Source organism: Mucilaginibacter sp. Mucisp86 (assembly GCF_047324315.1).
In the GTDB taxonomy this organism is placed as follows: domain Bacteria; phylum Bacteroidota; class Bacteroidia; order Sphingobacteriales; family Sphingobacteriaceae; genus Mucilaginibacter.
Window position 1 is genome coordinate 4,125,558 of record NZ_CP168503.1, and the last position, 20,898, is coordinate 4,146,455.

Annotated in this window: 15 protein-coding genes; 9 read left to right on the plus strand and 6 right to left on the minus strand. The window is 42.4% G+C overall.

The genetic code is table 11. The annotated features are described in order from the left end of the window. Positions 1–3: 3 nt before the first annotated feature. Positions 4–5,175: a translocation/assembly module TamB domain-containing protein gene (locus ACEN9X_RS17530; RefSeq protein ID WP_413666351.1), complete on the minus strand. Its 5,172-nt coding sequence runs from the start codon at positions 5,173–5,175 to the stop codon at positions 4–6. Positions 5,176–5,386: 211 nt separating this feature from the next. Between ACEN9X_RS17530 and dnaE the strand changes: the two genes are divergently transcribed. Next, on the plus strand, positions 5,387–8,971 hold the full coding sequence (gene dnaE, locus ACEN9X_RS17535) for a DNA polymerase III subunit alpha (RefSeq protein ID WP_413666352.1): 3,585 nt from the start codon (positions 5,387–5,389) through the stop codon (positions 8,969–8,971). Between the two features lie 126 nt (positions 8,972–9,097). Here dnaE and ACEN9X_RS17540 read toward each other — a convergent pair whose 3' ends face one another. Beyond that, the gene (locus ACEN9X_RS17540; protein WP_413666353.1) at positions 9,098–9,508 is read right to left on the minus strand and encodes a winged helix-turn-helix transcriptional regulator; all 411 of its coding nucleotides are present in this window, start codon (positions 9,506–9,508) and stop codon (positions 9,098–9,100) included. A 132-nt stretch (positions 9,509–9,640) separates the two neighbouring features. On the opposite strand from ACEN9X_RS17540, the gene ACEN9X_RS17545 reads away from it, so the two are divergent. Together ACEN9X_RS17545 and ACEN9X_RS17550 are read left to right on the plus strand one after the other, a co-directional pair. Next, positions 9,641–10,405 carry an SDR family oxidoreductase gene (locus ACEN9X_RS17545; RefSeq protein WP_413666354.1) on the plus strand — a complete coding sequence of 255 codons (765 nt, stop codon included), beginning with the start codon at positions 9,641–9,643 and terminating at the stop codon, positions 10,403–10,405. Between the two features lie 169 nt (positions 10,406–10,574). After that, on the plus strand, positions 10,575–10,844 hold the full coding sequence (locus tag ACEN9X_RS17550; protein ID WP_413666355.1) for a hypothetical protein: 270 nt from the start codon (positions 10,575–10,577) through the stop codon (positions 10,842–10,844). Positions 10,845–10,876: 32 nt separating this feature from the next. Here the strand turns inward: ACEN9X_RS17550 and ACEN9X_RS17555 are convergent, their stop codons facing one another. After that, the gene (locus ACEN9X_RS17555) at positions 10,877–11,107 is read right to left on the minus strand and encodes a hypothetical protein (RefSeq protein WP_413666356.1); all 231 of its coding nucleotides are present in this window, start codon (positions 11,105–11,107) and stop codon (positions 10,877–10,879) included. A 375-nt stretch (positions 11,108–11,482) separates the two neighbouring features. On the opposite strand from ACEN9X_RS17555, the gene trxA reads away from it, so the two are divergent. Both trxA and ACEN9X_RS17565 read left to right on the plus strand, forming a co-directional pair. After that, a complete protein-coding gene (trxA, locus tag ACEN9X_RS17560) occupies positions 11,483–11,803 on the plus strand; it encodes a thioredoxin (RefSeq protein ID WP_090531998.1) in 321 nt (106 codons plus the stop codon). Positions 11,804–11,908: 105 nt separating this feature from the next. Beyond that, the gene (locus ACEN9X_RS17565) at positions 11,909–12,829 is read left to right on the plus strand and encodes a DUF58 domain-containing protein (protein WP_413666357.1); all 921 of its coding nucleotides are present in this window, start codon (positions 11,909–11,911) and stop codon (positions 12,827–12,829) included. Between the two features lie 288 nt (positions 12,830–13,117). Here the strand turns inward: ACEN9X_RS17565 and ACEN9X_RS17570 are convergent, their stop codons facing one another. Next, entirely contained in the window at positions 13,118–14,449 is a 1,332-nt protein-coding gene (locus tag ACEN9X_RS17570) for a sensor histidine kinase (RefSeq protein ID WP_413666358.1), read from the minus strand. Between the two features lie 12 nt (positions 14,450–14,461). Next, positions 14,462–15,139: a response regulator transcription factor gene (locus ACEN9X_RS17575; RefSeq protein WP_377024019.1), complete on the minus strand. Its 678-nt coding sequence runs from the start codon at positions 15,137–15,139 to the stop codon at positions 14,462–14,464. A 212-nt stretch (positions 15,140–15,351) separates the two neighbouring features. Between ACEN9X_RS17575 and ACEN9X_RS17580 the strand changes: the two genes are divergently transcribed. Then, positions 15,352–16,812, plus strand: coding sequence for a glycoside hydrolase family 130 protein (locus ACEN9X_RS17580; protein WP_413666359.1), 1,461 nt, complete (start codon positions 15,352–15,354; stop codon positions 16,810–16,812). Positions 16,813–17,112: 300 nt separating this feature from the next. Then, positions 17,113–17,781, plus strand: a complete 669-nt coding sequence (locus tag ACEN9X_RS17585; protein WP_413666360.1) for a hypothetical protein — start codon at positions 17,113–17,115, stop codon at positions 17,779–17,781. Here the strand turns inward: ACEN9X_RS17585 and ACEN9X_RS17590 are convergent. Further along, positions 17,778–18,464: a phosphatase PAP2 family protein gene (locus ACEN9X_RS17590; RefSeq protein WP_413666361.1), complete on the minus strand. Its 687-nt coding sequence runs from the start codon at positions 18,462–18,464 to the stop codon at positions 17,778–17,780. The two genes, ACEN9X_RS17585 and ACEN9X_RS17590, sit on opposite strands and share 4 nt — an antisense overlap. Before the next feature lie 79 nt (positions 18,465–18,543). Between ACEN9X_RS17590 and ACEN9X_RS17595 the strand changes: the two genes are divergently transcribed. Next, the gene (locus tag ACEN9X_RS17595) at positions 18,544–20,478 is read left to right on the plus strand and encodes an amino acid permease (RefSeq protein WP_413666362.1); all 1,935 of its coding nucleotides are present in this window, start codon (positions 18,544–18,546) and stop codon (positions 20,476–20,478) included. Between the two features lie 5 nt (positions 20,479–20,483). Continuing rightward, positions 20,484–20,897, plus strand: coding sequence for a DUF5655 domain-containing protein (locus ACEN9X_RS17600; protein WP_413666363.1), 414 nt, complete (start codon positions 20,484–20,486; stop codon positions 20,895–20,897). The last annotated feature ends 1 nt before the right edge of the window (position 20,898 follow it).

The following is a 20,898-nucleotide window of genomic DNA, read 5'->3' on the forward strand; positions in this document are numbered from 1 at the left end:
GGTTTAGTTTGAAGTAGTTTGCGGTTTGTTGTCCTGTTGCTGCTGCATGTTCTTTTGCTCCAGTGCTTTATCCGCCTCGTCCTGTTTTTCTTTTTTCTCTTTTTGTTCCTGCTGATACTGGCGGCGTAATCTGCGTTCTTCAGGTGTACGTTTGCGGAAGATCTCCCTGAAACGGTTATAATCAACCGTTAAGGTAAAGCCTACGCCGGTTTCAATGATCTGTCCCTGTATCACAATAAATTCGTCGCGGCGGTAAGCGCGCAGGGTATAGCGGCCATCCTTGCTTAGTTTATAGGCTATAGATACGTCGCCGGCAATGTTTGATGCCTTTTGTCCTGGCTGGTTGCCTTCCAGGTTAAAATTGTTGCCAACGCTTACCGTAAGCCTGTCGTTCAGGAACCGTTTAGACAGGCCAACGTTAAGATCCGTGCGATTTGTGGCCGTGCCCGACGAATAATCCTCACCGGATGTAAGACCGAAATTGAGGTCGACGCCCGAGATCAGGCTTCCTGCCAGTCGGTTCAGTTGATCGGATAATAAACTGCTAACGCTGTTACGGATGGTGCCTTCAACTGTAGTGCCGGCACCCTGGCTTTGCAGCGGATTATCACCAATAAAGCGGCCCAGTACCAATACTCCCAATACCTGTTTGTTAAGCTCATTGGGGTCCTGCCTTATCTGTGTAAGGCGGGTATTAACAGTGCTCACCACATCTGATGATACGGAGTAGGTACTATCCGGCAACACAATATCAAAACTAATATTAGGAGTAAGCAGCTGGTCTTTCAGGTTAAGGTTAACGTTGAAAGGTAGTTTTTGCTTGTACATCGTACTATTTTGCGCATCCGAAAGCTGGTTTGAAACCAGGTCAATAGGCGGCACATTGGCTACGTAAATGGCGGTAAGATCAATATTGGCGCTGGTTGGGTCGCCTGTCCAAACTATGGTACTGCCTTTTTTAAAGTTGAAAGTACGTTTAACGGTGGCGTAGGCTAAGTTATATGAGCCCGAGTTAACTACGTAAGTGCCGGTAAGGTTAATTTTGCCGCTTGGGTCGATGCCGCCGTTCAAATTGGCTTCGCCTTTCAGATGTACGATATCGCCGTTACGCTCATCTACAACAATAGTAAATGCTGCGTTCTTATTTACGTTGATAGTTGCCGATACGTCGAGACCTGTAACCTCTGATTTTTTGAGCGAATCAAGTTGCTTTGCCAGCAGTATCGAATCCAATTTAGGGGCATCCTTATCAATAAAGTCTACTACCCCCTTACGGTCTTCAACTGCCGGGTCGTTGGTTGGCAGCACAAAGGTCATGTCGGTTTTGTCGTTCACGGTAAGGTTGGCATCAACAACCGGTTTAGCCAAATTACCGCGGATCTTGATGCGGGTATCTACATAAAGCTTGCCGTAGTAAAGTTTATTATCTGCTTCGGTTGAGTTGGTAACCCTAAAATTATTGGCATTAATATCCATACCGAAGGCAAAATCGGTGTAAGTTTTGGTGTAGATACTGCCGCTAACTACAGCCTTATTCCCGGTTGAATCAATCAAAGTAAAATCATTAAACCGGATGCCTTCATTGTTGAAAGTGATGCTTTCCTGCGGCATCCGGAAGTAGGAGTTAAGCATCGACACATTGAAGCCCACCTTATTAAAGTTAATATCCCCCCTTACAGACGGTGCGGTGGTGGTACCTGATATTTTAAGCGCGCCGGTAATATTACCGGCAGCATTACGCAAATTGCCAAAACTAAAGCCCTCAATGCTCTTCATACTCAGGTTAACAATATTCAGATCGAGATCAAAGCGGCTTTCAGGTGAAGTGTAATAGGTGCCGTTTAAGTCAACCTGGTTGCCTTTGCCGGTGATGCTCATTTGAGCGGCATAGGCGTTATCTGTTTGGTTATTTACCTTAAGGGCGATGTTGCCCACCGAATCGCCTTTAAAATTGAAATCATTTACATTGATGGCAGCAGTAAATAATGGCGCGGTTTGAAAATTGCTTACGGTGGCATCGCCATTAATGGTACCGCCTACCTGTAACGAGTCCTGCTTGGCCATTTTGGTAAGCGCTTCAATATGGAAATTATTGAATTTGATATTCAGCGGACTGTTAAACTCTTGTGTGCTGCTGTTAACGCTAAGGATCTGGTTGTTGTTGCTAATGGTAAAGTTGTGCGCCAGGATGCCTTTTGGCCCATATTGTAAAAAATTATCATCGCTAACCGCCCAAGGCAGGTAATCCAGTAACAGGCCATCCTTATTAAAGCTAAACTGATACTCATTTGGCAACAGACTGAAAGTGCCCGCTATACGGAAGCGTTCTTTCTTGGCCGCGTCGCTGATCTGTATGCTTAAGCCAGCTTTGTTATCCTTTGCCGAACCAGAAATGCTGGTATACAACAGATCGACAGAGGACCCCACCTTAACCTCATCAACCGAGAAATTATAATTAAGTGCGTTGTTGCCTGTGTTGATATTAAGCGATGCTTTATTAACTGTGTTGGTGCCGTAAACCACCTTTGGTATCGAGCCTTTCACAATCAGCTCGCCGGTTTGGCTGTTGAAACTGCCGTTTAGCAATACCGGGTCGAGTTGCTTCAGATCGGGAGCAAACTGGTTTAACAAAGGGGTTTTAACCAACCGGGCTTCAAACTTAAATTGCTGCGCATCGTATTTAACCATCGGCGCAGGTTTGGTTTTAACGGTTTTGCCACCTTTGGTTTTTACTGCAACCTGCTGACCGCCGGCGATTGCGGTATTAAAATATTTGTTGATCGCATCCTGCAGGGCCGGGGCTATCTGTGTAAGCTTGTACTTGCCGGCCATGTGCGCGGTCATGATAGGTGTTTTTAACCTAAGCGTGCTGCTATCGGCACTGGCTGTTGAGATGAGGCTAATGGTATCCATCTGAATCCGCTGGCCTTTGTTTACCACTAATAGGTCGGTGGCTTTAATATAGGCATTCAGGTAATCCGGGTCGGCAGTTGGTACATCAGCTACAACTTTGCCGTGAAAGCGCATGTCGTCTTTTACAAAATTCAGGTTTTTAAGGTTGATGCTATCCACATTTAAGGTAGCTTTAACTGCCGGATATTTTTTATTGAGGTTGGCCTTTGCATCCAGGCTGAAATTAATGTTGGGATCTTTCATGGTAGCAACAGCGGTATACGCGCCATTGCTCGATGTGCCCTTCATGGCCAGGTTTTGATAGGTGTAACCTTTAACATAAGCTTTTGCAACGTTGCCGTTAAATGCTATGCTGGCCTTTTTAGGGTCGAGGCTTTTACCTTTCAAATTAGCGTTCATGGTAATGCGGCCAACCATTTGCGGTTGTTTGGTAAGAGCGCCGACATTAAGTTCATTAACTTTAATATTGGCGGTATAAGTCGCCGCGTTTTTGTTTTGGCCGTTTTTCAAAGCCGCTACCAAGTCGACCGCGCCGTAGCTTGAACGCAGCCCCATTTTGGTATTAAAGGTATACATGCTCCCTTTAAAATTACCTTTCAGGTTCATTTTTTCGGGGATGCTCACGTTTGGCGGGATGCTGCCTGCCGGGGCAAGCTTGGCTATATCATTTCTGCTTGTGCTGAAATCGGCAATGCTAATATCAAATGTTGCCTTGTTTACATCGGGAAGCCCTTTCATTTTGGCCGAGGCTTTAATGTGAGTGCTGCTTAAGCCGGTAACTTCCAGGTTAGGTATATCCAGGTTATCAACCTGTCCGCTTACCCGGCCGTTAATCTTGAATACCGTACCGGGTGATGATTTGAATGGCTCTATACTGGCCATGGTTGGCATCAGCAATAAAACATCTTTCAAACCAAGGCGACTACCATCTAAATTGGCATTGATGCCCAGTGCACCTATGTTTTTGGTAATGGCATCAATAGATGGGTAGCGCACCTGTACTGATTTTTGCAGTGTAGTATTTGGCGTTTCCAATAGCAGATCATTCATATAAGCGGTAGTTGGTCCGTACAGGAATGCCGTATGAAACTTGTTGATCTTTAAGCCGCTTTTTTCGGCAAAAGTAAAGGAGTTGATCTTGCCTGAGATAGTATCCGGACTATATGAAATATTTTCAGCTTCGGCATTCAGGTTTCGGATGTCCATGTGGCCAAAATCAAGGCCTTTGGGTATGGCTTTCTGCGCTTCGTTATCAAATTTAATATTATCGTTAGTGAAAGTGACCTTACCAATGGTAGCCCTCCATGCCGATTTGGTAGGAGAGGATACCAGCGTATCCAGTTTTTTAACGGCTTTAATAACTGCTTTAGCTACAGTTTTGGGTTTGGCTAAACTCAGGCCTGCTTTGGTATCATTTAACTCGATACTTTTGATACCTACCTTTTGGTTTTTGAGGTCGATCTTATCCATCTCCACCAAAAACTTGCTTAGGTCAACTTTGGCGCCCATTTCGGCACTTTGGTAATCGACCTTGATTTTGGAGATATCGATCACGCCTAAATTTAGGTCCATGTTTAGCGGAGTGGTAGCTGTATCAGGTGGTGGGATAGCTTTGGTTGGCGTTTGGATGATCCGGGCATTTACATCGCTAAGTGTGATTTTGGGTATGGTAAATTTCATTTTATCCATATCAAAATCTTTAACGCGGGTATCAAAGTGGCCGAGCAAAAACTTTACATCGTTACCGGTAATGGCATCCTTATATTTTATGTTGATCTTATCGAGAATGATCTTATCAACCGAAAACTTCATGGTTGAAGTGGTGTCGGTAGGTTTTACCTCTTTCTTTTGTTCGCCCACAAAAGCTTTGATAATGTAATCGAAGTTGAACACGCTGTCGGCCCCTCGGTTTACATTGGCGGTAATGCCCTGCAGATTTACCTCATTTACCTCAACCTGGCTGTGCAGCAACTTGAGCATGCTGATATCAACCTTTAGTTTTTCGCCGGCAATCAGGGTGTCTTTTTTCTGATCCTCAAAATAAACATCTTCCAAAACCAACAGCTTGGGCAAGCCGAGGCTTACATGACCAATCTTAACCTTAGTATGAATTTTATTCTGTAAAAAAGTAACTGCTTTATCCTTCGCGAAGTTTTGAACAGCAGGAACCTGTATTAAAATTACTACAAGGATAACCAGCAGAACTACACTAACCAGTATCCAAAGTATTGTTTTAAGGGTTATTCGTAGTATTTTTTTCAATTGTATATGTATTTCAAAGGTGATGATAGGGTTGCTTAATATATGCAAATAACATGCTAAGTATAGCTGTTTGCGGTGTGTTTTGTGTAATTTACAAACTGAGGGAGCGGCTTTAATTAAAAATTTCCACAGTGCTATTTTTTAACAGTCTACATCCTTAACTTGTTTTAACTTTGTACCTCATTAAAGATTTTGTTGAAACGGATTTACTATGCCTGATTTTTCTCACCTCCACGTACATACCCAGTTCTCCCTGCTCGATGGTGCAGCCGATATCTCCAAGCTGTATAAAAAAGCCGCTAAGGATGGGATGAAGGCCCTCGCGATCACTGATCATGGCAACATGTTCGGCGTATTTAAGTTTGTGGCCGAAGCCGGTAAACACAATGTGAAACCCATTGTAGGCTGCGAGTTTTACGTGGTTGAAGACAGGCATAAAAAGCAATTTACCAAAGAAAATAAAGATGTTCGCCGCCACCAACTGATGCTGGCTAAAAACCCTACCGGGTATAAAAACCTGGTAAAGCTATGCTCATTGGGGTATATGGAAGGCTTGTACAGTAAATGGCCCCGTATTGATAAGGAACTGATTTTAAAATATCATGAAGGTATTATCGCCACTACCTGCTGTATAGGTGCATCAGTACCGCAGGCTATCTTAAAAGACACGCCCGAAAATGCCGAGAAGGAATTTAGATGGTGGCTTGACCTGTTTGGGGAGGATTATTATATCGAACTGCAGCGCCACGAAATTCCGGAGCAGGAAACAATTAACAGGGTATTACTTACCTATGCTAAAAAATACAATGTAAAGGTGATCTGCTCAAACGATTCGCACTATGTGGATCAGCAGGACTCAAATGCGCATGATATTTTGCTTTGCGTAAACACCGGTGATATGCAAAGCACCCCGATAGCTACCGACGAAGAGGGGGGGAAAGGCTATCGTTTCGGTTTTCCTAACGATCAGTTTTACTTTAAAACACAGGAAGAAATGGGACAATTGTTCCATGATCTGCCCGAGTCATTAGATAACACCAACGAAATCGTTGATAAGGTAGAGACGTTAAAACTAAAACGCGATATTCTGCTACCTAACTATATTATTCCCGATGAATTTAAGATTCACAATACGCCCGATGCAGATACCCTTAACCAGTGGGAATACCTGAAGCACCTGACCTTTATGGGTGCCAAGGAGCGTTACCGCGATATCAGTCCGGAAGCCGAAGAGCGTATCAACTTTGAGTTGTTCACCATCCGTACCATGGGTTTTGCGGGATACTTCCTCATTGTTGCCGACTTTATCAGGGCCGGTCGTGATATGGGGGTATTTATTGGTCCGGGCCGTGGTTCGGCAGCGGGATCGGTGGTGGCTTACTGTATCGGTATAACCAATATCGACCCGATAAAGTATAACCTCCTGTTTGAGAGGTTCCTGAACCCCGACCGTAAATCGATGCCCGATATTGACACGGACTTTGACGATGCCGGCCGCCAGCGGGTTATTGATTATGTGGTTGATAAATATGGTAAAAACCAGGTAGCCCAGATCATTACCTATGGTTCGATGGCTGCCCGTACCAGTATCCAGGATGTGGGCCGTGTGCTCGATATGCCGCTGGCCGATGTAAGTGCCATGAAGAAACTGGTACCCGAAACGTTGGGTATCACCCTTAAAGATGCTATTGAGCAGGTTCCCGAGCTAAAAGAGATCCTGAACGGGAATGACCTTAAAGCACAAGTACTACGCGAGGCCGAAAAGCTGGAAGGTTCGGTACGTAATACAGGTGTACACGCCGCGGGTATCATCATTGCACCATATGACCTTACCGATATTGTTCCGGTAGCTACGGCTAAAGACTCGGACCTGCTGGTTACCCAATATGACGGACGTGTAATTGAGGACGCAGGTGTTATTAAGATGGACTTTTTGGGTCTGAAAACCCTTACCATTATTAAGGATGCCCTGCGCATGATCAAACAAAATCATGGTGTAGAAATACAAATTGACTATATACCGCTTGATGACCTTAAAACTTACGAGCTTTATCAGCGTGGCGATACCAATGGTACTTTTCAGTTTGAAAGTGATGGTATGCAAATGTACCTGCGCGAGCTTAAGCCCGATAAGTTTGAGGACTTGATTGCCATGAACGCCCTTTACCGTCCGGGTCCGATAGAGTACATTCCTAACTTTATTTCCCGTAAGCATGGTCGCGAACCTATTGTGTTCGACTTGCCGGATATGGAAGAATACCTGGGCGAAACCTATGGTATTACCGTATACCAGGAACAGGTGATGCTTTTATCGCAAAAGTTGGCTGGCTTTAGTAAAGGTGATGCCGACGTTTTGCGTAAGGCGATGGGTAAAAAGCAGATTGAGGTACTTAACAAAATGGAAGCCCAATTTATGGACGGGGCGGTTGCCAAAGGCCATCCAAAAGACAAGCTTACCAAAATCTGGACCGACTGGAAGGCTTTTGCCCAGTACGCGTTCAATAAGTCGCATTCTACATGCTACGCTTTTGTGGCATACCAAACAGCTTATTTAAAAGCGCATTACCCGTCAGAATACATGGCGGCGGTTTTGAATAACCAGAACAATATTGAGAAAATTACCTTCTTTATGGAGGAATGTCGCCGTATGGGGGTTGAGGTATTAGGGCCGGATATCAACGAGTCGGACATGGCTTTTGCGGTGAACAAACGCGGGCAGGTACGTTTCGGATTGACCGGTGTAAAAGGTGTGGGTGATAAGGCCGTTGAAAGTATTATTGAAGAACGTAATGCCAATGGGCCGTTTGAAACGGTATATGATTTTGCCCGTCGTTCAAATACCCGTAGCGTAAACCGTAAATCGTACGAAAACCTGGTATACGGGGGGGCTTTTGATGGCTTTGGGATTCCGCGCGCCCAGTTTTTTGCCAAAACCGAGTTGGGTACCTTAACCGGTGTTGAACGCCTGATCAAATATGCCAATGATTATCAGAATGTGCAAAGCAGCTCGCAATCGTCATTATTTGGCGGCTCGGTAGCTTCTTATGTACCCGAACCGGCTATGCCCGATGTTGAAGAATGGGCATTGATTGAAAAGTTGAAGTACGAGAAAATGGTTATCGGTATCTATTTAACCGGGCATCCGTTGGATAACTATAAAGTTGAACTTAAACGCTTCTGTAACGCCAACATCAGCGATTTGAAACTGATGCAAAAAGCCCGCTCAGGCGAAGGTGGCGAGGATGTGATGATGGCATTTAATGAACTACGCCGTCGAGGCGAGTTGCGTATTGGGGGCCTGGTATCAAGCGTTCAGCATAAAATGACCAAAACGGGCAAGCCATTCGGCACGTTTGTGTTTGAGGACTACAATGAATCGTACGAGTTTGCCCTGTTTGGCGATGATTATGTGAAATTCCGTAATATGATGATGGAAGGTTACTTTCTGCATATTAAGGGAAACATTGAAGAAAAATTCCGCCAAAAAGATAACTGGGATCTGCGGATCATGGTGATGGACCTGCTATCAGAAATGCGTGATAAGCTCACCAAATCGTTAACTGTTTGTATTGATGTGCAAATGCTCAATAGTAAACTGCTGGACGATATTCAGCATATGATAGATGATAATAACCAAAAGTACCCGGTAAAAAACTGTAAACTCCGTTTCCAGATCAAGGACAGGGAAGAAGTTATGCTGGTCGAACTTTCGTCAAAATCATTCAAAGTAAACCCAAGCGATGATTTTATGGCCGGGATCCATAGTTTAACTAATGAAGAACCGGTGTTGAGTTAGATTTCACGACTACTTAAATTCATGTCATTGCGAGCGTAGCGTGGCAATCGCATGCTATACAGAGCGGCTATACTTCCGTGCGATTGCCACGCTACGCTCGCAATGACATAACAAATAGAAATCGAATTACACCTCAGCCTTCACTACCTCATCATCCTGCCTAACTAAAGTATAACAAGTATAATCCGGCTGAATCACCTCGCCGTTGGCATTAGTAACGGTCATGTAATGGCTTCCCCATCTTTCGAGGGTATAAAATATAGATGATAATTCCTCGCCAATGGGAGTAAGGGAGTATTCAACCCTTGGCGGCACTTCGGGAAAAATATGGCGCGTCACAATACCGTCCTCTTCCAGTTCGCGAATTTGTTGTGATAGCATCTTTTCGGTCATGCCCGGAATGGCCCGGTTTATCTCGCTGTAGCGCTTCTGTCCGGATAACAATTGGTTTATTATGCTCAGTTTCCACTTACCGCTGATCACGCTGAGGGCTGCTGCCATAGTGCATGAATGATCGGAATGTCTGTTTTTTGTCATATTGAAAAAGGCGATATATCGATTGCATCAAACCGGCCCATAACCTACCAAAAAGTATGTTGCACACAAAATGGTGCATTCTTGTGGGGCATCATAACGCACTGTACCTTTGATGTATCAATAACAAAGATAATGAAAAAGTTACAAGGAAAAACAGCAGTAATAACAGGCGGCAACAGTGGTATAGGCCTGGCCACAGCACAAGAGTTCATTGCACAAGGTGCTAAAGTGATCATCACCGGCAGAAACCAAAAATCAATTAACGAAGCGCTTGAAACACTTGGTGCCGATGCTAAAGGTGTGATTGCCGACAGCGGCGACATAAACCAGGTAAAACAACTGGGCGAAAAAGTAAAAGCCATTGCCGAAAAAATTGACATCGTATTTGTTAATGCAGGTATTGGTCAGTTCAATTCAACCGAGCAAATGAGCGAAAAGATGTTTGATGATATCATGAACATCAACTTTAAAGGTGCTTACTTCAGTATTCAGCAGTTATTGCCTTTAATTAATGATGGTGGTTCTATCATACTTAATACATCAATCAACGCACATATTGGTATGGCCGGTGCAACTGTTTATGCAGCAAGTAAAGCAGCATTGCTTTCATTAGCTAAAAACATCTCTGCCGAGTTATTACCACGCCGCATCAGGGTTAACTCTGTAAGCCCTGGCCCGGTTGTAACACCTTTACACACCGCCGATAAATTAGGCTTAACCCAGGAACAACTGGAAGGCATGGGTTCTGAACTTATAAAACAGATCCCAATGGGACGTTTCGGTTTAGCAGAAGAAATTGCTAAAACAGTTACCTTCTTCGCTTCCGATGATTCAACATTTATAACCGGTGCCGAGCTGATTGCTGATGGTGGTATGGCCACTTTGAAAGGTGCTTAAGCCCCCTCTAAATCTCCCCCTGAAGGGGGAGACTTTGAAAGATTTTGCTCCCCGAGATAATTAGGTAAGATAACGTGAGTGTGAGCAATATATAAAACGACCGTTGGCTTAGCTTTAGGTCGTTTTTTTGCTGTTAAGTTTAACTAGGTATATGGTATAAATGGTAGGTGTGGTAAATATCAGTAATAAAAACTCCAATGGAACCAGGCCCACACAACCTATAGCGCAGTTTATATTTGGAGGCAGAAGTGCCATCGAAACAAATGCCGCGGCCACCGAAATTATCATTCCTGATATAAACGTGAGGAAAGCGATAAGCCCAAGTGACAACGAAAGCAAATTATTGCTTCGTTTTACAGAGAGGAATATCTGTAATACCGGTGCTATAAGAAGCATTAGTAGTGGTATGATTTGCATTGATTTAGTTGATGATCATTAGTTAATATGCTAATTATTAAAAAATTAAGCTGATTACAGGCTTGGTTTTGAATGGCTGATAGCAGCAGTTTTCTGTTTAACAATGTAAATAATATAGCTGATTATAAATGTAATCGGGGCCATTGTTGCGATAAGTAAAACGCCGCCTAAAAACAATGCAGTTTCAGGTGTGAAGCATTGTGAACGGCCAGTATCATGCGATATTCCGACGGCATAAGTTGCTATGAAAGAAAGCGCTACTCCAACTATTATTGATAAAGTCATGGTAACAATGAGTGGCAATCTGGTTTTACCCTTTATCCTCAATACCGAAAAAGTGATTTGCAAGATCGGAGCAGCTATAATGAGCACGAGAGACATGATTACCAGAAACATAATAACAGCTGTAATGTTAATTAATACCCCCAATGTTAAAAAGTAACCCGCCGATACAGTTGTATATATGCTTTGTAAACAGGTTATTTGTGTTAATACGTCATGTCGCAAAGATGCGTTTGAGGTGTAAATGCGACAAATGGTCATGCAGGCGTTAACTGCGTGGATTATAATAATATAATTGTCACATTGTCAGTAGTACACTTGTGGCAAGCAATTTGAATAGCATATATTTGTAAGTACAAAATTTAAAAAATAGAAATCATGGCTTTAGAAATAACTGATGCAAACTTTGACGAGCTTGTCCTGAAATCAGACAAACCGGTATTAATTGACTTTTGGGCGGAATGGTGTGGTCCGTGTAGGATGGTAGGTCCGGTAGTTGAAGATATTGCAAAAGAATATGAAGGCAAAGCTGTTGTTGGTAAAGTAGACGTTGACAACAACCCAGGTATATCTGTAAAATACGGTATTCGTAACATCCCTGCCTTATTGTTCTTCAAAAATGGCGAAATTGTGGATAAACAAATAGGTGCTGTGCCAAAATCAGTATTAACTGACAAACTGGTAAAACAGTTAGCATAACCCAAAGAGGCTTATTAATGCTATCCACTGTAGCATTAACACAACATATTTTAGTGAAAAAGCGTTGCAATTTTGCAACGCTTTTTTTATGCCCTATATTAGCCTATGCCCAAATTAAATGATGATCAGCAAATAAGGCAACTGGCCAATCTCGAATTGCTGGCCCGGCAGGTGGTTGAAGGATTTATTACCGGTTTGCATCAAAGCCCTTTCCATGGATTTTCGGTTGAGTTTGCTGAACACCGACTATATAACAATGGGGAATCGGTAAAAAATATCGACTGGAAACTGCTGGCTCGTACCGATAAATTATTTGTTAAGCAATTTGAAGAGGAAACCAATTTGCGTTGTTTCCTGTTGCTGGACACGTCATCATCCATGAATTTCCCGGAAACGGGCACCAGTAAACTCCAGTTTTCGGTTTATGCCATAGCATCGTTGATGTACCTGTTCAAAAAACAGCGCGACGCGTTTGGGCTCTGTATGTTTTCGGACAAAATAGACTGGATAAGTGCGGCAAAATCAACTACTACTCACCTGTTTTATTTATATGCCGAGCTCGAAAAAATGCATGCCAGTCCTAAGGTGAATACACAAACCAATATCACCAATGTGCTGCATCATATAGCGCAGGAAATTCACCAGCGTTCGTTGGTGATCATTTTTAGCGATATGCTGGAGAATAACCTGGATGCCGAAAAACAGCAGGCTTTATTTGCAGCTATTCAGCATTTAAAGTTTAATAAACATGAGGTGGTGGTTTTCAATGTAACGGATAAGCAAAAGGAGCTTGAGTTTAATTTTGATAACCGCCCTCATCATTTTGTAGACATCGAAAGCGGCGACGAACTAAAGGTAAACCCAGCCCGCATCCGCGAGGCCTACAAAGCATCGTTGAAAGAGTATCGCCATCAATTGGAATTAAAATGTGCGCAGTATCATATCGACCTGGTTGATGCCGATATTCATGAAGGTTATCATCATATCCTGAATACCTACCTGGTTAAGCGTAATAAAATGATATAAGCAATCGGGGGCAACAAAAAAAGGCTGTTCCGTCCCATCAAGGTCTCTCACAGAGGACCCTGATGTATACGTCCTGCAAATCCGCTGTTCTGAATATCTGTTAGATGTTTTGAACGCGGCGAACCTCAGGGTCCTCTGCGAGAGACCCTGAGGGAACATGAATAAAATGATATAAGCAATTGGGGGCAACAAAAAAAGGCTGTTACCTTCTGGAAAACAGCCTCTATAGTTAAATAGGGGATCTACTTATAAAATAAACTTTGTAAAGGTATTGATACAATGTGAAGATTAAGTGAAGTCCCGCTCGCGGTTAAATATGAGATATATGCTGGTGCCTTTTTCTTTTACCGAGTCTATTTTTACCCTGATGTTGTGAAACGCGGTAATGCTTTTCACAATAGCTAAACCAAGGCCATAACTTTCCTTTTCTTCGGTTTCAAACTTTTCAAAACGATTAAAGGCATTTTCTATCTGTTGCTGGTCCATCCCCGCACCTGTGTCAGTAATTTCCAATATATAAACATCTTCCTTCAATTCATCGGCAACGGTAATACTGCCTTTAGGTTTGTTGTACTTAATAGCATTGTTTATCAAATTGAACAACAGGGTATGCATCAGCGGGCGGTTACCCATAATAGAGTAGATGTATTTCATGTTGTTGTTGAAAATGAGGTGTTTTTCTTCCAGGCGGTCTTCCAGTTCCTCTTCTATTTCCATAATTACACCTGCAATCATCACCACATCGGCCTTGGCGTATTGATTGTTTTCAACCTTTGATATTAGTAACAGACTATTAATGATCGATTTAAGCCGGTTTAGTGTTTTGAGCGAAGCGTGCATTTTGTTTTCGCTGGCTTCACTAAGTTCTTCCTGCAATAAAATATTCTCCAGCCGGGAACTGATAATTGAAATCGGCGTTAGCAACTCGTGAGATACATTGGCAATAAACTGTTTTTCCAGGCTGAACAGGTTACTGATCTTTTTCATGAGTGTGCTGATACTGTCATCAAGCAGCTCAAAATCCTGTGTGGTTGTTTTTACTTTTTCATAATCAAAGTTCATGGGGTCATTTACCTTGATCAGTTTGCGGTCGATGATCTTGTAAAAAGGGGCAAGCAAAAATTTAGTGAATATCAGATCGCTTACCAAGGTAAGGGCAAGGGCTATTAATAATGTTAAGAGGGTAAACCGTTTAATGATTGATTTTAACTCTTCAATTGAAGTAATTGATACACCAATTTCAAGTAAATAGGTATGGTTGTTAAAATTAAACTGGTGGGTTAATATGCGATACGTTTGTGTTACGCTTTCGTTGGTACGTGTTTCGGTGGTAAATGACGCATTTTTAGTAACCGTAGGTTCAAACTTTACAGGTTTTATGGTGATAAATTCTTCCTTTAAAATATTGAAATCGGTATAAGGCTTTTCATTTGCAAGCTTACTGTTAATCTCTTTTGAATTAAGGTTTCTGAGCGTTTCCCGTTCATTTTCTTCCAGCCTGAGCTCAACATGGTTGTATGATATCTTCTCGATAGAAAGCAGGATAAGCAGGCCCGTAAAAAGTATGATGGCTAACTTGGTTAATGTATTGTAAAGGGCCAGTTTTACCTGTAATTTCATAGTCTGTTAATTTCAGATGTTGATGCGGTAACCGATGCTCCTCACTGTTTCAAACCAATCAATGGGGATATATGCCGATAGTTTTTTACGCAGGTTTTTAACATGTACGTCCACAAAGTTGGAGTCGGAGTTTATTTCCAGTACATCGCCCCAAACGTGTTCGGTAAGGTTAGTGCGTGATATTACCCTGTTTTTGTTAAGTACCAGGTAGTTAAAAATCTCAAATTCTTTTTTGGTGAGGGCAATCCGTTCATCATTATAGGTAACCGTACGGTTTTGTATATTGATCTTTAAACCTTTTACGTTAATATCATTACTTTCCAGGCGATGTTTGCGGCGGGTGATGGCGTGCATACGGGCCAGCAGCTCATTTAGCGAAAATGGTTTGGCCAGGTAATCGTCGGCACCCTGTTCAAGGCCTGATACTCGGTCGTCAACCGCGCCCCGGGCTGTGAGGATAATCACGGCATCTTCACGTTCGTTCATGCCTTTCAGCATTTTTAACAGGTCAAAGCCATCTCCGTCAGGTAAACCGAGATCGAGCAGGATAAAATCATAATTGTTTACGAAGATCTTCTCAGATGCCGACTTTTTAGTACGGGCATGCTCAACAGTAAAACCTTCGTGGCTTAAAAATTCATCAACTTCAAGCGCAAGGCCTTTTTCGTCTTCAACAATTAATACGTTCATAATTGTGCATTTACAGGAGCTATCAATAAGGGTTATAGGATCGGGATTGTTCACGGCAGGCAAAATACCATACCGAAGATTAACAAAGTATGAAGATAGGCTTTTATAACGGCCTGTAAAGTGTCATTTTTTAAATGTTGCGTTTAAATTAAAAAAGCATAAATCAATTTGCAGTTATCGCTGTTACAAACTAAAAGCTACCACTTCATTGTATGAGACTTTCTATCGAACGCAAGCCCATCCGGGTGAATCCAGATCCGAAACGTGTAATAGCCAGGTTTTTTTTTAATGGGAACGACCGTGCCAAAGAAGTTATTGAGCGCGTAATGCTTATCAGCGAAGATGATGCTTTTGGTATTGTATCGCCAATATTGCAGGAATATTCTAAAAGGCACCGTAACATTACCCGTGTGCTCAACAGGCATTGCAGTAAACTTAAGCCCTTGTTTTTAGAGCTCAATATCGATTTTGATACGCTTACTGTTTACCGCAAACTGCTCATAGGCTCTTATTTTACGCATGAATACTCTATCGAATCGGCTGCATTCTTTAATCCTTCAATAGTCGAAGACCCCGACCAAACAGAGCTGGAAGACGGGCAGCGTCGTGTTATCATCAGTTTCCGGGCGGTAGGTGAGGGGCATATATCTTCCATAACTTTTCGCCGTGCGTGGATTGATAAGGATAACAACATCAGTATTCAGCCCGCGGGCAGCTACATTGATGAAGCTGAAATTGTCAGGAACGCCGTTTATAATAAAAAGCTCTTTTTTGAAAAGGCGGCTATTACTCAAATTAATATCGATGTAATAAGTGAGCTCGAATCCAAGCTCGATCATCATTTTGAATATGCCAACCTGCGCCGCATCATTATGGATTCACAAAAACTACAGGAAGATGATATGAAGCGGCTGGAATATGATAAAGTGCTTTGGCTTGCCGATTCTTATTATGAAATTGTTTTTTCGCTGGATACAGATATTTCCGACAGGGTAATCTTCCCGATTTCCGAATATGAGCGTAAGGGGATTGAAGATGCCCGTTTTGTGCAGTTTACCAACGATGATGGCAGCAAGCTTTACTACGCTACTTATACAGCTTATGATGGTTCGCTGATTATGCCCAAACTGCTACAGACAATTGATTTTTATAACTTCAAAATCATGCCTTTGTATGGTGCCGGCGCACAAAATAAAAACCTGGCCTTATTTCCGCGCAAGGTAAATGGCAAATATGTGATGATATCACGAATAGATGGTTGCAATAATTACATCATGTATTCGGATAAGATCAATATCTGGGAAAAGCCCGTTATGTTGCAGCAACCCAAATTTAGCTGGGAGTTTGTGCAGATAGGTAATTGCGGATCGCCCATTGAAACACCCGATGGCTGGATTATGATAACCCATGGTGTTGGCCCGATGCGTCGTTATGTATTGGGTGTAAGCCTGCTCAAGCTGGATGACCCTACAGTGGAAATTGGTCGCTTAAAAGAGCCTTTATTGATCCCTAATAGTGACGAACGTGAAGGTTATGTACCCAATGTGCTTTATTCATGCGGCGCCATAGTACATAATAATAAGCTTATTATTCCATACGGTGTTTCCGATTCTTCTACCGCCTTTGCAGAGGTATGCCTGGATGACCTTTTAACGAAGCTTAAGGAAGCCTAAAATCATTAAATTCTTTACGAATCTAAAATCCAGACTTACGAAGTTTTAAAAACTTCGTAAGTCTTCTGCTTTGTCATTCATCCTTCATCACCATCAGTTTTTTAAGCCCGTAACAACGTTTTTTGTGGTTAAACTTGTGCTGTGCTCAAAAAAGCTTTGAGCTTTCGGCTTTCAGCTTTAAGCTATCCAAGAAGCTTTTTGTGTTCTCTTAATTGTTGATTTTAAGTCAGTTATGTTTCATTCAAATCTCATAATATATTATTAGTTAAAACTTATTCTTCTTTTTTAAGTTAAATAAACATGAAAAAGATAATTTTAAGCTTAAGCATAATGCTGATTTCGCTTGCAGGTTTTAGCCAGGTACTTAAACCTGTAAAGATAGATAGCCTGGTTACGGTTTCGTTGCCAGAGGGCTTTACAAAAAAGGATACATTAGGTCAACAGATATACCAGGGCTCTGCATCGTTAGGTAACATTCTTGTTTTGCGTGTGCCAAACGCTGATACCAAACCTTTAAATAAAGAGAAGGACCTAAAAGATGTATTTAAAACTTACATCAATGGCATTCAGAAACAATCTGTTAATGGCAGCGTGATGTATCCGCGCGATACTACTATCGGCAAACTTGAGGGTAAAGTATTCACCTTAAGGATTGATAATAGCGGCTCAACCGGTGAATCGCCGGAGTTAAGGAATTTTATACTTCTGTATACCCAGGATGTAACTTATACTTTTGAATACAACTATCCTGAGCAAAGGGTTGATCTTGCAAAGGCCGAACTGAAACAATTTTCGGGCTCTATCCGGATTGCTCCTACTTTAGATCGTCGCGATCAGTACCTGTCTGATGCAAAAGGGATGTCGGCACCGGCCAAAATAGGTATTTATGGTGGCGCCGCCGTTATAGTGCTGATTGTCGTATTAACCGTGATCAAACGTAAAAACAGGCAGCTGGAAGCCGGAGTTTAATTAACAGCAGGGGCTTTCTTCTTGAAAATACTATCAAGCAGGCCCCTGTTCCATTTGGCGGAGTTGATAAACTGTTTGCCATCAAGCCAGGTGAGCCAGAATATAGTAACAAAAACACCAATAGCCGAGCCGGCAAGTACATCTTCGTAAAAATGCTCGGTTAAATACATTCTCGAATAGCCAACCATAATGGCAACAAACAAGGCTGGGATTCCCCAGCCTTTGTTTTTACAAAGGTATGTTATAACCAATGCTGCCGAAAAGGCGCTCACTGTATGCCCCGAAGGGAAGCTGTATTTCTCTAAAATATAAACACCGTCTACCGTATGCACCCTGCTCCACTGGTCGGCAAAATATAGCTTTGGCCGGGGAGCTATGTAAATGTATTTAAGGATCTGTGCTACAATTGATGTAACGGCATAGCTTGAGGCCAGTAACAGCCAGCTGCGGTAACTAAACAAGAGCATAGCGAGCGATAATATGACGGCTGTGGTACCGTCGCCTATGTCTGTAACGTAAGGTTCAATGGTATCAAGCCAGGGCTGGTGCCATCCGTTTACGGTAAAGAAAATAATTTCGCGGGTAAATAGCAGTTTGATAGTCAAACAGGTAGCTAAAAGGATAAGGTAAAGGATAAAAAAAGGGCGGATTCTGTACAACACATCTTTTATTCCTATCTTCATGCTGCAAAGTAAGCATATACTTATTCAATGCAAAAAAATGATTAATTTTGAGATTGATTAGACTTATTAATTAAACTACATGTCGAAAAGTATCTTTCGTAAAAAGTCAGTAGCGAAAATTTTAAATGATGTTGAGTGCGGTTTTAGTGATAGTGAGCATCCCGGTACAACATCATCCCAACTCAAAAAAGAACTTAATGTAAAAGACCTGACCCTGATGGGTATAGCCGCCGTTGTAGGAGCAGGTATATTTTCGACAATTGGTGAAGCCTCATTTCATGGCGGCCCAGCGGTTTCCATCTTATTTATTTTAACAGCTGTAACCTGTGGTTTTTCGGCCCTTTGCTATGCTGAATTTGCGTCACGTATCCCGGTTGCAGGCAGCGCATATACATATGCCTATGCGTCGTTTGGCGAGCTGATTGCCTGGATCATTGGCTGGGATTTATTAATGGAATACGCCATTGGTAATATTGCTGTAGCTATATCATGGAGCGAATACTTCGTAAACCTGCTTGAGGGTTTTCATATCCACATGCCCAAATTCCTGACTATGGACTATGTTTCGGCGTTGCGCGGGCATGATCAGGTGTTGGCAGCCGGCAAAAATCTTGTCGATATCAGCGACAAGGTAAAAGCGGAAGCACTGGCCTGGGATCAGGCGCCCGGAATAGGCAACCTTAAGCTTATAGCTAATTTACCAGCTCTTTTAATTGTTATCATTATTACTTACCTGGTTTATGTAGGGATCCGCGAAACAAAAAAGGCTACCAATGCCATGGTAATACTTAAAATAGTTATCGTGATAGCAGTAATAGTGGTAGGCTTTTTTTATGTAACACCAGCCAACTGGCACCCGTTTATGCCAAATGGTTTCAGCGGTGTTATGAAAGGGGTATCGGGTGTGTTCTTTGCTTATATCGGTTTTGATGCGATATCAACCACTGCCGAAGAATGTGAAAAGCCCCAGCGCGATCTGCCCCGCGGTATGATCTATTCGCTGGTAATCTGTACGGTATTGTATATCCTGATAGCATTGGTACTTACCGGCATGGTAAGCTATAAAGATCTGCAGGTAGGCGACCCGCTGGCTTTTGTTTTTGCCAAGGTTGGTTTAAATAAAATAAGCTATGTTATCTCCATCAGCGCGGTTATTGCCACAGCTAGTGTATTGCTGATTTTCCAGTTAGGACAACCCCGCATCTGGATGAGCATGAGCCGCGACGGTTTATTACCTAAAGCGTTTTCCCGCATTCACCCAAAATATCAAACACCTGCTTTTGCCACCGTAGTAACCGGTTTTGTGGTTGCGGTTCCGGCGCTATTCATGAACCTTACCGAAGTTACCGACTTAACCAGTATAGGTACGCTGTTTGCATTTGTACTGGTTTGCGGCGGTGTATTACTGCTTCCGCGCGAAGAAGCTGTGAAAGGAAAATTTCACCTGCCTTATGTAAATGGTAAATTCATTATACCAATTATCACACTTATCATTTTAGGTTCAGTTGCTTGGTTTAAACCCGCTGCCCAGGTGGAAATGATGCAGTTTAAGAAGCTTAAGGATCGCAGCGATATCATTGATAACATGGATAACAATGATAAGTTGAGCTTACTTAAAACCACCAATCAGCTTTACGGTGCCAACATTACTGCTCAGCCAGATGCGGCGAAAAAATACTTTAAAGATATTGAAGAGGATAAATTTAATACTGCATTGAGGCAAACCAACGATATCAGCGATGCTAAAAAGTATTACCTTGGTTTTGATGGCTTCCTGTATAATTTCCCTAACTATCTTTTCTTTGTCCTCATCATTATTATAGCGGTTTACAGTTTTATTAAAAACTTCTCGCTTATCCCTGTTTTGGGGCTGATGAGCTGTTTTTACCTCATGACCGAGCTTGGCTATACCAACTGGCTAAGGTTTTTAATATGGCTGGTGATTGGTTTGGTGATTTACGCCACCTACAGCTATAAAAACAGCGTGCTGGGCAAAGAAGCTCAAACTGCGTAAATACCATGTGGACCTGCCCTTTATGCGAACGTGAATTTACTGCCACCAACCAGGTGCACTCATGCCGCGACAGGGAACTATCTGAAGTGCTTAGCGGAAAATCTCCGCATACTGTAGCGCTGTTTGATCATTTGGTTGACGAATACCTGCAAATTGCCGTGATTAAAGTTTATCCCACTAAAAGCATGATAGCTTTGAGTGCAAGGGTGAATTTTGCTTATGTCACGCAATTGGGCAAAAACTTTATTGATGTTGTTTTTCCCTTTAAACAGGTTTATGATGATAACCTTTGTTTCAGTAAAGTAAAACAGGTACCCGGTACCGATCAGTATAACCATTACTTCAGAATGTATTTTAAGGAAGATATTAATGATGAAGTGCGGAAGTATATGCGGATGGCCTGGGAGAGGGGGGTATAGA

What these genes read in the sequence shown, in the direction of transcription:
- dnaE (WP_413666352.1), top strand. Translation starts at nt 5,387, where the DNA reads ATGCCTGATTTTTCTCACCTCCACGTACATACCCAGTTCTCCCTGCTC.
- ACEN9X_RS17540 (WP_413666353.1), bottom strand. Translation starts at nt 9,508, where the DNA reads ATGACAAAAAACAGACATTCCGATCATTCATGCACTATGGCAGCAGCC.
- ACEN9X_RS17545 (WP_413666354.1), top strand. Translation starts at nt 9,641, where the DNA reads ATGAAAAAGTTACAAGGAAAAACAGCAGTAATAACAGGCGGCAACAGT.
- ACEN9X_RS17555 (WP_413666356.1), bottom strand. Translation starts at nt 11,107, where the DNA reads ATGACTTTATCAATAATAGTTGGAGTAGCGCTTTCTTTCATAGCAACT.
- trxA (WP_090531998.1), top strand. Translation starts at nt 11,483, where the DNA reads ATGGCTTTAGAAATAACTGATGCAAACTTTGACGAGCTTGTCCTGAAA.
- ACEN9X_RS17565 (WP_413666357.1), top strand. Translation starts at nt 11,909, where the DNA reads ATGCCCAAATTAAATGATGATCAGCAAATAAGGCAACTGGCCAATCTC.
- ACEN9X_RS17570 (WP_413666358.1), bottom strand. Translation starts at nt 14,449, where the DNA reads ATGAAATTACAGGTAAAACTGGCCCTTTACAATACATTAACCAAGTTA.
- ACEN9X_RS17575 (WP_377024019.1), bottom strand. Translation starts at nt 15,139, where the DNA reads ATGAACGTATTAATTGTTGAAGACGAAAAAGGCCTTGCGCTTGAAGTT.
- ACEN9X_RS17580 (WP_413666359.1), top strand. Translation starts at nt 15,352, where the DNA reads ATGAGACTTTCTATCGAACGCAAGCCCATCCGGGTGAATCCAGATCCG.
- ACEN9X_RS17585 (WP_413666360.1), top strand. Translation starts at nt 17,113, where the DNA reads ATGAAAAAGATAATTTTAAGCTTAAGCATAATGCTGATTTCGCTTGCA.
- ACEN9X_RS17590 (WP_413666361.1), bottom strand. Translation starts at nt 18,464, where the DNA reads ATGAAGATAGGAATAAAAGATGTGTTGTACAGAATCCGCCCTTTTTTT.
- ACEN9X_RS17595 (WP_413666362.1), top strand. Translation starts at nt 18,544, where the DNA reads ATGTCGAAAAGTATCTTTCGTAAAAAGTCAGTAGCGAAAATTTTAAAT.
- ACEN9X_RS17600 (WP_413666363.1), top strand. Translation starts at nt 20,484, where the DNA reads ATGTGGACCTGCCCTTTATGCGAACGTGAATTTACTGCCACCAACCAG.